The organism is Porphyromonas levii DSM 23370, assembly GCF_000379925.1.
In the GTDB taxonomy this organism is placed as follows: domain Bacteria; phylum Bacteroidota; class Bacteroidia; order Bacteroidales; family Porphyromonadaceae; genus Porphyromonas_A; species Porphyromonas_A levii.
The window spans coordinates 1-13625 of record NZ_KB904253.1 but is presented as its reverse complement, the minus strand read 5'-3'; the positions used below and the strand labels follow the sequence as shown (position 1 = coordinate 13625).

Below are 13625 nucleotides of genomic sequence, written 5' to 3'. Positions count from 1 at the left end.
CATAGCTTACTTCTTAAGTAGTTGCTTCACCTGATTCTTCACGTTATCTGGCGAAAAGCCGAGCTTCTCGTCCAGTACTTTATAGGGCGCAGAGAAGCCGAAACTCTCAAGCCCCCATATCTTGCCAGTGCCATGAGGTATCAATCCCTCTAGGTTTACTGGCAAACCAGCAGTAAGACCAAAACGTGGTAGACCCTCTGGGAGTACCTCAGCCTGATAAGCCTCAGGCTGTAGCCTAAAAATAGCTTCACTAGTGATAGAAGCAATGTTGCACTTGATACCCTCTTCTGCAAGTAGCTTTGCACCAGCAACCAGCGTAGAAACTTCCGAACCAGTAGCTACGAGCACTACATCGGGCTGCTCTACCTTCTGTGTGAGGTAGCCACCCTGCCTTACACGGAGGCTTTGGCTGTAGTCGTTATTGGGGAGGTCTTCTACATTTTGTCGAGAGAGAATAAGAGCTGTAGGCGTAGACTTATTCTCCATCGCCATCTGCCAACTTACAGTTGTTTCATATACGTCAGCAGGACGAAGCACCATGGTAGAAGGTTTGCCACTGTGGTTCTTTAGCTTCTCCATGAGACGGATCTGTGCCTCTTGCTCCACAGGTTCGTGGGTAGGTCCATCCTCTCCTACGCGGAAAGCATCGTGTGTCCATACAAATCGAATAGGCACCTCCATTAGTGCTGCTATACGCACTGCAGGCTTCATATAGTCTGAGAATACGAAGAACGTACCACAAGCAGTATGGAATCCACCGTGTAGCGCAATACCGATACATACCGCAGCCATGGTAAGCTCAGAGACACCTGGCTGTAGGAAAGCACCGCTAAAGTCGTCCTTGGTAATCATTTTGGTCTCCTTGAGGAAGCCATCTGTCTTGTCGGAGTTGGACAAGTCGGCACTGGCTACAATCATATTGGGCAGATGCTTTGCGAGGAAGCCAAGCGACTTAGCTGATGCATTGCGTGTAGCATCGTTGGGTTTTTGCTCTATGCTTTTCCAGTCTAGGAAGCTGGTGTCTAGGCTAATCCAGCGCTCTAGTTCACGTGCATCCTCTGCATGAGCCTTGCTCCAGTCTCTGTATTGTGCCTGCCAATTGGCAGCTTCTTTTCTGATTTCTTCCTTACGAGCATCGTACAGAACTTGAACTTCGTCAAATATGACAAAAGGCTGATCTGGATTGCCGCCAAGGCTCTTAATGGTCTCAGCTACACCACCACCTGCTGCAGAAAGAGGCTGCCCATGTGTCTTTACAAGACCTTCGAAGCATTCATTCTCAGGAGAGAGCATACCTTTACCCATCACGGTGTGCCCAATGATTAGTGTTGGTTTACCCTTTACAGCAATGGCTTGGTCTAGCGCCTTACGAATCTCATTATGGTCGTTACCATTGATCTCGATAACCTCCCAATTCCATGCGCGGTACTTCATCGCCACATCCTCGGTCATCACTTCGGATACCTTGGTAGAGAGCTGTACGTTATTGGCGTCATAAAACATTACGAGATTATCGAGGCCCAAGTGCCCAGCAATACGCCCAGCGCCCTGAGATACCTCTTCCTGTACACCACCATCGGAGATGAAGGCAAAGATACGCTGCCGCATAAGATCTTCGCCAAACCTTGCAGCCATCTTCTTGGCAGCAATAGCAGCACCTACAGCCATCGTATGTCCAAGACCTAGAGGACCTGAGGTGTTTTCGATACCACGAGTGATATCTAGCTCTGGGTGCCCTGGTGTAGGGCTCCCCCACTGACGGAAGTTCATCAGCTCCTCCATTGTAAACCTGCCGGTCATCGCAAGTACTCCGTAGAGCATTGGACTCATATGCCCAGGATCGAGGAAGAAACGATCTCTAGCAATCCACTCTGGTTGCTCAGGGTCATAAACCATATACTCGGAGAAGAGGATATGGGCAAAGTCCGCACCGCCCATTGCTCCACCTGGGTGTCCCGACTTAGCACGCTCTACCATAGAGAGTGCCAAAATCCTCAGATTGTCAGCCGCCTTGAGGCTCAGCGCATTTTCGATAGCCATAGTATGAAATATCTTTTGTATATTATATATGTGTGATTACTTCGTAATGCAGTCGCTCCCTCCTATCTCTCTACAAATCTACCTATTTTTCCTTAGAATACTGGGCATTGTTCCCTCGGATTAGCCAAATCCCATACTTGAGGTAGTGGGCCTCGGTACTTGTGTGGGGTGGAAGAGTAACGATAACCATTGGAAGAAGTGCCCTAGCTGGCTATTACTTTTGTGTAGCCCAAGTGGTCGTTCGAACAATTGTATCCGTCCTCTTGCCATTACGCTTCTACACAAGTACTTGACGGCGAGTACCTTTATTGGAGACGGCAATCTGCCAAATTTATTCCTAGGAATAAATAAATTTATCTCTAGGAATAAAAATATTTATTTGTACAGAAAAATAAATTTATTCCTAGGAATAAATTTCGGTGATAGCGCGAGCCACAACTGGTGCTCGCCTGAGCGATTACGGTTAGAAGGCTGCACCCCCACGACACCGCTGGGGTTCGGGAGTATTCATAACGAACAATAATAGAATACATTAGCGCACTTTTCGGTTACCTCGGTTGAGGGCGTAGCCCGAGGTCGTGGATAGAGTTAGCCCCCAAACCCCCTAAAGGGGGCTTGTACATCCTGTGAGCAAGGGAAAGCCCCCTTTAGGGGGTTTGGGGGCATAGGCTCCACTCCTCAGTTCAAGCGTGGCTAGCGAAAACTGCGCTAATGTCCTCCCTTGAACCAGTCCGAAATAGATAACATTAGCGTAGTTTTCAGTAGCCTCGGTTGAGGGCGCAGCCCGAGGCCGTGGAAAGGGAGCTCGACAAATAATAAAGTCCCCCTCCCCCCCGTAGTGCGGCTCTGCCGCACTACGGGGGGGAGGGGGTAAGGGGGAGGGGGGAGGCTAGCGAATACTGCGTTAACATTTCACCCAATCCCCATTCCAAACTATAACCCATTAGTGCAGATTTCCTTATACACATAGCCTATAGGGTAGGAGAGGGATAATTATATTTTCCTGTTGGTCGGATATTTTATTTGTGCACGATAAAAACACCTCTATAGAGATGCCGCAGCGAATCTATAGAGGTGAAATCCTTAACTACGCTATTGTGTATTAGTTATCGATAAAATCGCTCCATGGCGTGATGGAGATTTTGTCTTCAGGGATGCTACAGAATGCGTGTATATAAGCGCTTGCTAAGCGAGCATTGGTAATGAGTGGGATATTGAGGTCTACGGCAGCCCTACGGAGCTTGTAACCATTGGTAAGTTCTCCTGGGGTGAGGTTCTTATTGATATTCACCACAAGGTCTACTTCCTTTTGGTGCAGGAGGTCAAGTGCCTGAGGTGTACCCTCTTCGCTTGGCCAGTAGCATAGGGTACTCTCTATGCCATTATCTGCGAGGAAGTTGTGCGTCCCCTCTGTAGCGTAGATCGTGTAACCCTTTTCACGGAGTAGCTTAGCGCTATCAAGGAGCGCAACTTTTTGCTTGAGCCCTCCATTACTCATGAGTACCGCTTTCTTAGGAATTCTATGCCCTACAGATAGCATGGCTTGTAGGATGGCTTCGTCACTAGAGCGAGCAATACAACCGACTTCGCCAGTAGAGGTCATATCTACGCCGAGTACTGGGTCGGCTTTTTGTAGTCGTGTGAAGGAGAATTGTGACGCCTTTACACCTACATGATCTAGGTCGAAAGCGTTTTTCCTAGGCGCTTCGTAAGGCTTCCCTAGCATTATCTTGGTTGCAAGGTCTATCATATTATAGTTGGAGACCTTACTTACGAATGGGAAACTACGAGAAGCGCGGAGATTACACTCGATTACTTTGATCTCATTTTCCCTTGCTAGGAACTGGATGTTGAATGGGCCAGAGATGTGTAGCTCCTTGGCTATTGCACGTGAGATACGCTTAATACGGCGGATGGTCTCGATGTACAGTTTTTGCGCTGGGAACTGGATGGTGGCATCTCCTGAATGGACACCGGCATACTCGATATGCTCACTGATAGCATAGGCTACGAGTTCGCCCTTGTCTGCCACTGCATCAAGCTCTATCTCCTTGGCATTTTGTAGGAAGCTAGAGACCACTACTGGATGCTTCTTGGATACATTGGCTGCGAGCTTGAGGAATCGCTCTAGCTCCTCACCATTGGAGCATACGTTCATGGCTGCACCACTGAGCACATAAGACGGACGTACCAGTACGGGATAGCCTACTTCTTGTACAAAATCCTCTACATCATCGAGAGTAGTGAGCTCTTTCCATGCTGGCTGATCGATACCAAGACGATCGAGCATAGCTGAGAACTTATGACGATCCTCGGCATTATCGATATACCTAGCTTGGGTGCCTAGGATTGGTGCTTTGATGGCATCGAGTTTCATCGCAAGGTTATTAGGAATCTGTCCACCAGTGGAGAGAATAGTACCCATTGGCTGTTCGAGATCCAATATGTCTTGTACTCGCTCGAAGGTGAGTTCGTCGAAGTAGAGCCTATCTGAGAGATCGTAGTCGGTACTAACGGTCTCAGGGTTATAGTTTATCATTATTGAGCGCAATCCTACCTCTCGTATGGTGTTGAGGGCTGATACTCCACACCAGTCAAACTCCACTGAGCTACCGATACGGTAAGCACCAGAACCAAGTACCGCTACGCTATCATTGCCTACCCCGAAGTCTACATCGTGCTGAGTGCCATCATAAGTGACGTAGAGATAGTTGGTATGTGCAGGATACTCGCCTGCCATGGTATCGATTTGACGAACTACAGGGGTTACTCCATGAGTCTTGCGGTACTCGCGCACCTTGGCTTGAAGCGCCTCGATATCGGAGATATCTGTACCGTATAGTGCACGGGCTATTTGGAAGTCTGAGAAACCCTGTACCTTGGCTTTGCGAAGAAGAGGGGTAGGGACTTGGGTTATTTCTCTTAGTGCTTCTAGCTCTTCGGCTGTGTCCATGATATTACGCAGCTTGTGGAGGAAGAAGAGGTCTATCTTCGTGAGCTCGTGAATCTGCTCTACAGAATATCCGAGGCGGAAGGCTTTGCTTATGACAAAGATACGGTTGTCGGTAGGCTGGCTTAGCGCCTTTGGTACGTCTGGTATAACTAGTTCTTTGTTCTCCACGAAGCCGTGCATACCCTGTCCAATCATACGGAGTCCCTTTTGGATAACTTCCTCGATGGTTCTTCCGATAGACATAATCTCGCCGACCGATTTCATGCTACTCCCAATCTCTCGGGATACGCCATGGAACTTGCTGAGGTCCCAGCGTGGTATCTTACATACTACATAGTCGAGTGCTGGTTCGAAGAAAGCGGAAGTGGTCTCGGTGACTGCATTCTTGAGCTCGAATAGGCCATAGCCCATACCTAGCTTAGCAGCGACAAAGGCAAGAGGGTAGCCTGTAGCCTTGGAGGCAAGAGCTGAGGAGCGGCTCAGACGTGCATTGACTTCGATTACTCTATAGTCCTCGCTATTAGGGTCGAGGGCGTACTGTACGTTGCACTCTCCTACGATGCCGATATGGCGGACAATCCGAAGGGCAATAGAACGGAGCTTTTGGTGCTCAGAATTGGTCAGTGTCTGTGAAGGAGCAAGTACGATACTCTCGCCTGTATGGATGCCGAGAGGGTCGAAGTTCTCCATATTGCAGACAGTGATACAGTTATCGTATCTATCTCTCACTACTTCGTACTCTATCTCCTTCCACCCTCTAAGGCTCTTCTCAACGAGCACTTGAGGAGAGAAGGCAAAGGCTTTTTCACATAGGGCATTTAGCTCTTCTTCGTTGTCGCAGAAGCCACTACCAAGACCTCCGAGTGCATAAGCGGCACGCACAATAATTGGGTACCCTAGCTCTCGAGCCGCAGCACGCGCTGCCTCGATGGTTTCTACGGCTTCGCTCTGGATAGTCTTAACGTCTATCTGATCCAGCTTCTCCACAAAGAGTTCGCGATCCTCGGTATCCATGATAGCTTGGACAGGTGTTCCGAGAACCTCTACACCATACTTCTGAAGGATGCCCTTCTGGTAAAGAGCTACACCACAGTTGAGAGCAGTCTGCCCACCAAAGGCAAGTAAGATACCGTCGGGACGCTCTTTCTCTATGACCTTTTCGAGGAAGTAAGGGGTGACTGGAAGGAAGTAGACCACATCAGCGACGCCCTTGGAGGTCTGTACTGTAGCAATATTAGGATTGACTAGTACGGTGTAGATGCCTTCCTCACGAAGTGCTTTGAGAGCTTGTGAACCTGAGTAGTCAAACTCTCCTGCCTCGCCAATCTTTAGCGCCCCTGAACCTAGGACTAGTACCTTATTGTACTTCTTACGGCTATTAGTGGGTTGCTGAGTATGCAATGTAACTGGTTTTCCCGCCTCAATCAGCTTAGCAAAGTCGTCAAAGATAAACTCTGTATCGAGCGGTCCTCCATTAGCTTCGGGATGAAACTGGGTAGAGAAATACTTGCCACTCTCGTGAATGAGTCCTTCGTTGGTGCCGTCATTGAGGTTGCGGAAGTAGGGATGCCAGCCCTGTGGTAGCTGTGTATCGTCTACTGCGAAGCCGTGGTTTTGGCTCGTGATGTAGCAGTTGTTAGTGCCTACCATCTGTACTGGCTGATTGACAGATCTGTGTCCAAAAGGCATCTTAGCTACCTTGGCACCTATAGCCAAAGCGATAATCTGGTTGCCCATGCAGATACCCGCCACAGGTTTCTTCCCCTCTTGGATAACCTTTCGTACGTGCTCTATGAGAGGGGTACATAGGTTCGGATTACCAGGTCCATTACTGATGAATAGACCATCGTACTCCATTGTGGTGAAGTCGTAGTCCCATGGTACTAGGGTAACATTGATACCGCGTTCTAGAAGTAAGCGGATAATATTCTCCTTTACACCACAATCTACAAGCACCGCGTGTTTATCCCCACTGCTCTGGAAATGCTTTACCTCCTTGGTCGATGCTTGGGCTACTAGATTAACTTCGTCTGTGCTGACAAAGTCGATATCTTCCCCTCCCTCGATAAGGACTTTGCCAAGGAGTGGTCCTTCGTTGCGGAGCTTCTTCGTGAGCTCACGGGTATCGATACCTGTGAGTCCTACTACGCCATGACGACTGAGCGCCTCCTCAAGGCTCTCCATGGCGTTCCAGTGACTGTACTTATCGGTATAGTCGTGCATGATGAATGCAACGGGGTGTATGCTGTCGCTCTCCCATAGCTTTGTCAGTCCTGTAGTTGGATTTTTCTCCTCTGTAGGGAACCCATAATTACCTATAATAGGGTAGGTCTCTACGAGTATCTGACCAGCATAGGAGGGGTCTGTGAGGCTTTCGGTATAGCCCGTCATAGCGGTATTGAATACCACCTCTCCACTTACTTGTATATTGGCTCCTATAACTTCACCCTCGTATCGGGTGCCATCGCTTAGGATGAGTACGCCCTTCTTTCTCATAGTGTTATTAGTCTGTCTATTTATAGTTTTCTGAAATCTTGCTCGTAGTACAGCTTATAGGCTAGATTGGTCTTTTCCATACCTCCTGGCGTTGGGTAATCTCCGCTGAAGTACCAATCCCCAGGATGCTCAGGGATAGCGGTATGAAGCCCTTCAAGACTCTGGAATACGAGTTCTACTTCTGCCTTTACAGAAGATGGCTTGAGACGCTCAACGATCTTATGATTAATCTCCTCTATGGTAAATGGTTGGTAGATATCCTTGACAAAGTTACGTTCCTTAATCATAGGGGTATGAAGATGCTCTATAATAGCTCTATAGGTGTCGTGGATAACATACGCCATTCCGCGCTCAAGCAGAAGGTCGATGGCAGCTAGGAAAGCGACGAATTCTCTCATCCTACTCATGTCGATACCATAGTGGTCTGGGTAACGTATTTGAGGCGCAGAGGATACGACTACAATCTTCTTTGGGTTGAGCCGGTCTAGGATGCTGATTATGCTCTCCTTGAGGGTGGTCCCGCGCACAATACTATCATCGATAACAACAAGATTGTCTACCCCCTTTTCTACTGTGCCATAGGTAATATCGTAGACATGCTGCGCGAGGTCGGTACGGCTCGCTCCTTCAGAGATAAATGTACGTAACTTGATGTCCTTGATCACTACTTTCTCAGAGCGAACTCTCTTATCTAAAAGCTCGAAAACCTCCTCTTTAGACATGTTGGGGTTATTGGTGATAAGCTCAGCCCTATACTTATTGAAGTGCCGCTCCATCCCTTCTATCATACCGAAGTACGATACTTCTGCTGTGTTGGGAATGAAGGAGAAGACAGAGTGCTCTATATCATTATCAATAGCCTTGAGTACATCAGGGACAAGCTGTTCGCCTAGCTTCTTACGCTCCTTATAAATATCTTGGTCCGAAGCACGGGAGAAGTAGATGCGCTCAAAGGAACACGCCTTATTTTCTCTCTTGGGTAGGATGTTGCTTACCTGTATCTTCGCGCCAGTCTTGTCTATTGTTAGGGTATCGCCTCTGTCAAGCTCGTGTACTTGTTCTGCTGATACATTGAGTACCGTCTGTATCACTGCTCGCTCCGAAGCGCATACTACAATCTCATCGTCGTAGTAGTAGAATGCTGGCCTTATACCCCAAGGGTCACGCAGCATAAACATCTCTCCACTACCCGTCAGACCGCACATTGTGTAGCCGCCATCCCATAGAGGGGCACACTCCTTAAGGGGGGTAGTCATATCTATTCTAGACTCAATGTCATGGGTAATATCCATGCCCTCAAGTCCTTTCTTCTTACTTTCCCTAAACTTATGTTCTACTTCTCTATCCAGTCTGTGTCCTAGTTGCTCAAGGATAATATGGGTATCAGAATTACTCCTTGGGTGCTGTCCTACAGAGGTAATCTCATCGAAGATTTTATCGACAGAGGTGAGCGTGAAGTTGCCACAGAGTGCCAAGCTCTTTGCCCTCCAGTTATTACGTCTCAGCATTGGGTGAACGTAGTGAATCTCCTGCTTACCTTGTGTTGCGTAACGTAGGTGTCCCATGTAGCACTCCGCAGCATATGGGATATGTGTCTGAGCGAAATTGGGGTCTGCTTGTTTCTCTTGCGAAAAAGTCTGAATATGTTTCTCTACCGCACCAAATATCTCGGTGATAGCAGTGTTCCCCAGAGCACGCTCACGATACATATACTCCTCACCAGTAGGGGCAGTAAGCTTTACACAAGAGATACCTGCACCATCTTGACCTCTATTGTGTTGCTTCTCCATCAATAAGTACATCTTATTGAGTCCGTAGCGCCAAGTGCCATACTTCTCTTGGTAGTAGGTTAGGGGTTTACGTAGCCGTACCATTGCTACACCACACTCATGCTTCAACTCTTCCATCTAAGCTCTCCTCGTCTTGTGTTTTTATATTTGTAAAGAAGCCAGTGCACACACGTGACACTGGCTTCGCCTAATCATTTATTCTTGTGCCGTAGTTTGATCATCCTCTTGTACTACGAAAGCCTCCATACCAGCCTTCCTCAGGATGTTGTACCACTTCACCAGCTTCTTGATGTCGCTATCGTGCACACGCTCCTTATCGTAGATAGGAAGCACCTCCGCCATCCAGCCTCGTAGCTTTGTCTTATCCGCAATGATTGCTGCTTCATCGGCAACTATCTCTGGGTACTTAGCCTTAATCTCCTCAAATACTTCTGCCAAAGGCTTGTCGCCCTCTTCGGTGTAGATAGAGATATCAGCTAGAGATACGATATTATCACGTGCAAAGAGCGGTTGTTTGCGACCACTCTCCAAGTCCTCAGCCGTAAATGGTGCACGGGTACGATTGATCAACTTAAATAGCCCTGGCTTACCAGAGATAGAGATTACATCAGTTAGCTTCATCATTTGTCCTTATAATTTATTAAACGCTCCCATAGGGCTTCTATTGCCCGAGTGATGGAGCTTGTCCCACTATTATCTATCTTAATATCTGCTTCCCCCCTTTGGCGTCTGCCCTCCTCCTCTTGGATGGCTTCGATCTGCCTAAACTCATCTATACTCCGCTCACTATCTCTCTGTTGCACCCTTTGGAACCTTACCTCCTCAGGCGCTTCTACTGCGAGAGTAGTATCGCACAGACGATAGAATCCCGATGTAAAGAGAATTGCGCTCTCAATACCCACCCATTGGGTGCCCTGTTCGCTTCTCCACTTTTCGAACTCCCGTGCTACGGCTCTATGTACGATATCCTCTAGGATTGCTTTTCGTCGAGGGTTTGAAAGTGTCTCCTTAAGTCGTCCTTTATTCAATAGACCTCCATCGATAGGCAAAAACCCTAGCTGGCTCTCTATTTCCCCAATCACCAAGGCGTCGAAATACACCCCCTTAGCTACGGAGTCGGAATCAAAGCAAGGGATATCGTATAGTGTTGTAAGCGCCTCTCTTACCACACTCTTTCCTGAACCTATTAGCCCACATATCCCTATGACCTTTCCCATCACTGTTGCTCTATTAGATATTCTACCGCATCAGGCTCCATCTGTAGCATCTGTACCTGCTTCGGGATATTAGGTAAATGTAGCTTGAGCTTCTTCGTCCCCTCAGTAAGTTCATCTATATCTACATAGGGGTGTAGTTGGTTGGAGATATCTCCAATAGATACACTGCTTACCGCAAGGAATGTAACCTTTATGGCTGATGGGAAAAGCCTGATATTGTACCCCTCTGGCAGGTTCCGAACCTGGATGTCGGTAATCACAAAAGTATTATAACGGAGCGGTGCTACCACTGTTTTGATGGTCACGGAGTCGGGCGTCAGTCGCACTCCATGAGGACTTACCAGAGCCACCTTGTGGTAGCTTACACTATCCTCCCTTACTACCAAAGGTTTAGGATCCGTACTGACTAGCCCTTGTGTCCTAATCAGGCTATCAATAGAGGTGGCAAGCCCGTATGCTGTTACTATTTCTGGCTGCATGTCTAAGTCTACTAGCATACGATTGCTCTCCTCTCCTAGATTTATTTGACCTCCGAAAAATACCCCAATCTGCTTTTCTACTAGTGGTGCATAGGAGAAAGAGACGAAGTCTGGGAAGAGTCTAATCTGTGCGTTGGTGCCATTGTCGAAGTAGTTGTCGAATAGCTCATTGGTATTCCTTATCTGCCTAAGCAGTTCTTCATTTCCAATGCTCATGTAGCCTCCATCGGAGGTTAGCATCATCGTATCGATAGCGAGCTTAAGCACTGGCGCCTTTGAGAACAGCCCTTCGAGCGTGTACGAGAGCAATTCATCACCGCGCGCTGTGATTGCTACTTCTATTGCTGGAGGTATCCCACTTTGGTTATCTATGGCAAATTTTAGCGGCAGGGTAGGTGGCTCCACCTCAATCCTTACCTTTTTAGTGTAAGTGGCGTCCATCGATTGGATCAGCCAAAGCACAGCAGAAAGGAGAATACAGAAGAGCAGAATTAGCCATCTCCTACCTTTAGAGAAGTAGGAGACGGGTTTCCACGCTTGTAGTCTGTCCCAAAGAACCATGCTTAATGGTAAGGCAAGAAATAAAAGTCTGAGCGATAGTATTTACTCAGAGCTGAGGGAGACAACCCCTTCAGCTCCCAGCATCGCTCTTCCTTATTTACTTCTTATTCTCAGTGAGTGCGAATACCTGATTGAAGTCTACCTTCATCTTCACACCTTCCCATACCTCTATGGTTACTTGGTTATTCTCCGTATTAATCTCACGGATAGTGCCATAGATACCTCCAGAAGTCATAATCTTATCGCCAGGCTTCATGGCTTTACGAGCCTCTTGGATCTTCTTCTGCTGTTTGCTCTGAGGGCGGATGATAAAGAAGTAGAAGATAGCTATCATCAGCACGATCATAAGGATCGAGTTCATCCCGTTGCCAAATACACTTCCAGCTTGTAATAGTGTCATAAGTGTCATAATTTTATTGTTGTTTTACTTGTTTTACTCTCCCAGTATTTTCCCTTCCGCCTTTAGTTCGGTAAATAGCTCGTGTAGAATACCATTGATAAAGGTATAGCTATTCTCAGAACTATAGTAGTGCGCCATATTGAGGTACTCATTGATGGTCACTCTGGTAGCAATTTGTGGGAAGTGGATGGCTTCGGTCACTGCAAGTTGCATAATGATATAATCCATCTCACTTACACGATCCTTGTCCCAATTCTTGAAGTACTTACTGATGCGCTCTCTATACTCATCGCCATGGACAATAGCTTGCTCCAATAGTACGGGACCAAAGTCCTCATCCTCTTCAGAGGAGTACTGGGGCTTAAGGTGCTTACTATAGGGCTTCTCATCGCTAATGCTATTGTAAGCCTTGGTAACGAAAGTAAAGATAATTGCAATATCATCGTTTCTGAAAGTGTTGGAATCCTCAAGCAGCTCGGTAAATAGCTCGCTTTGCAGTATCTCCTCACCATAGAAATTGCGCCAAGCCTTTCTTACCTCAGATAGGTCTTTCCAATCAATCGAAGTCTTATCCCCGCGTCGTTCTATCAGCTTATTGAGTAGGTTGTTGATAAAGGAGTCTATGCCATGTGTCGTTACCTTGGCAGGTTCACGCTCTGCTAAGTAGTCATCGTCGCTTCCTATTATCTGAGTAATAGGGTTATTTATAATGTGCTTGAGTAGACGAATAGTCTGAGCATCCTTATTGAACTTCTCCTCCTCCTTGAGTAGACGAAACTCAGCTGCCTCCTTGAGGTCATAAGGCAAACCGGTAAGATAGATGTAGAGCTGGTACGACTGCTCGAGCGCATATCTAAGCAAACCAATAGCACCGGGAATACCCATACCCTTCACTTGATAGTAATTGTATAGGACCTGCAACACCTTAATCCTTATTAGCAATCTATTAATCATCCCTTCTTTTGCTCTACAATGCTTCTATGAAAACTCTATTTCTTATATTTCCCTCCACCCATAAGTCAAGCGCAAAGATACAATTTTCCAGCCAATCCGAGCCACTGTTGTCTCAAATTCTCACAACAATCTCTTCCTCTCAGTTCGTGACAGTAAAACGATGCTTCATATCCTGTGGAAGTTCAGCCTCTAAATTGTAGGTATTCGTAACCAAGTGATTATCTTGCTTACATTCAAATGTATACGTAATGTGTATTTAGTTGAATGTCTGCATGATAGCTAATACAATTGTCTTAAAGTACGATACTAGAGAAATGGATATAGGCGAGAGAACATTTTGGAGCGCCTAAGTAACGAAATTTATTCCTACCTAGATTCCGCAAAGAGTGCTTTAGCCCCTGATTATTAGTAGGTGGCNCTATTGATAATTAAAGCCCTGTATTCAAGGAGAATACAGGGCTTATGTCCCTAATTTTTTGTATCTTTACGTTGCAAAAAAAAAGTTGCAAAAAATTATAGAGGACTAGTTATGGCAAAGGTACAATTTATTAGCACAAATCGCAAGACTGCAATCGGGGGAGCTCAATTTTTCATCTCATATTGGGAGAAAATAGGCATGTCGGGACTGATTAANAAGCAGTTAGGAAAGTATAGTCGGATTAAGACGAAGTTTTCCTATAATGACCTTCTTCTTTCCCTTTCGCTTCTTTTCCTATCTGGAGGCGAGGTGCTCGA

General features: G+C 46.8%; 8 protein-coding genes. All 8 read right to left on the bottom strand.

Annotation, left to right across the window (positions count from 1 at the left end; translation table 11 throughout):
- Positions 1 to 6 precede the first annotated feature (6 nt).
- Positions 7 to 2040, bottom strand: coding sequence for a transketolase family protein (locus tag A3GG_RS0105790; protein WP_018358374.1), 2034 nt, complete (start codon positions 2038 to 2040; stop codon positions 7 to 9).
- Positions 2041 to 3142: 1102 nt separating this feature from the next.
- Positions 3143 to 7489 (bottom strand): carbamoyl-phosphate synthase (glutamine-hydrolyzing) large subunit, encoded by a 4347-nt coding sequence (gene carB / locus A3GG_RS0105785; RefSeq protein ID WP_018358373.1) that lies wholly within the window; start codon positions 7487 to 7489, stop codon positions 3143 to 3145.
- A gap of 20 nt (positions 7490 to 7509) precedes the next feature.
- Positions 7510 to 9396 (bottom strand): amidophosphoribosyltransferase, encoded by a 1887-nt coding sequence (locus tag A3GG_RS0105780; protein WP_018358372.1) that lies wholly within the window; start codon positions 9394 to 9396, stop codon positions 7510 to 7512.
- A gap of 78 nt (positions 9397 to 9474) precedes the next feature.
- On the bottom strand, positions 9475 to 9903 hold the full coding sequence (locus tag A3GG_RS0105775; protein WP_018358371.1) for a DUF5606 family protein: 429 nt from the start codon (positions 9901 to 9903) through the stop codon (positions 9475 to 9477).
- On the bottom strand, positions 9900 to 10496 hold the full coding sequence (coaE, locus tag A3GG_RS11975) for a dephospho-CoA kinase (protein WP_018358370.1): 597 nt from the start codon (positions 10494 to 10496) through the stop codon (positions 9900 to 9902). The genes A3GG_RS0105775 and coaE overlap by 4 nt, the downstream gene beginning before the upstream one ends.
- Positions 10496 to 11536 carry a YbbR-like domain-containing protein gene (locus A3GG_RS0105765; RefSeq protein WP_033408470.1) on the bottom strand — a complete coding sequence of 347 codons (1041 nt, stop codon included), beginning with the start codon at positions 11534 to 11536 and terminating at the stop codon, positions 10496 to 10498. Before A3GG_RS0105765 ends, coaE begins: the two co-directional genes overlap by 1 nt.
- Before the next feature lie 97 nt (positions 11537 to 11633).
- Positions 11634 to 11936 carry a preprotein translocase subunit YajC gene (gene yajC, locus A3GG_RS0105760; RefSeq protein WP_134849948.1) on the bottom strand — a complete coding sequence of 101 codons (303 nt, stop codon included), beginning with the start codon at positions 11934 to 11936 and terminating at the stop codon, positions 11634 to 11636.
- 33 nt (positions 11937 to 11969) lie between these two features.
- Entirely contained in the window at positions 11970 to 12890 is a 921-nt protein-coding gene (locus A3GG_RS0105755) for a transcription antitermination factor NusB (RefSeq protein WP_018358367.1), read from the bottom strand.
- Positions 12891 to 13625: the final 735 nt, after the last annotated feature.

Excerpts from the sequence above, each read along its gene's own strand:
- yajC (WP_134849948.1), bottom strand. The coding sequence starts at position 11,936 with ATGACACTATTACAAGCTGGAAGTGTATTTGGCAACGGGATGAACTCG.
- coaE (WP_018358370.1), bottom strand. The coding sequence starts at position 10,496 with ATGGGAAAGGTCATAGGGATATGTGGGCTAATAGGTTCAGGAAAGAGT.
- carB (WP_018358373.1), bottom strand. The coding sequence starts at position 7,489 with ATGAGAAAGAAGGGCGTACTCATCCTAAGCGATGGCACCCGATACGAG.
- A3GG_RS0105780 (WP_018358372.1), bottom strand. The coding sequence starts at position 9,396 with ATGGAAGAGTTGAAGCATGAGTGTGGTGTAGCAATGGTACGGCTACGT.
- A3GG_RS0105755 (WP_018358367.1), bottom strand. The coding sequence starts at position 12,890 with ATGATTAATAGATTGCTAATAAGGATTAAGGTGTTGCAGGTCCTATAC.
- A3GG_RS0105765 (WP_033408470.1), bottom strand. The coding sequence starts at position 11,536 with ATGGTTCTTTGGGACAGACTACAAGCGTGGAAACCCGTCTCCTACTTC.
- A3GG_RS0105790 (WP_018358374.1), bottom strand. The coding sequence starts at position 2,040 with ATGGCTATCGAAAATGCGCTGAGCCTCAAGGCGGCTGACAATCTGAGG.
- A3GG_RS0105775 (WP_018358371.1), bottom strand. The coding sequence starts at position 9,903 with ATGATGAAGCTAACTGATGTAATCTCTATCTCTGGTAAGCCAGGGCTA.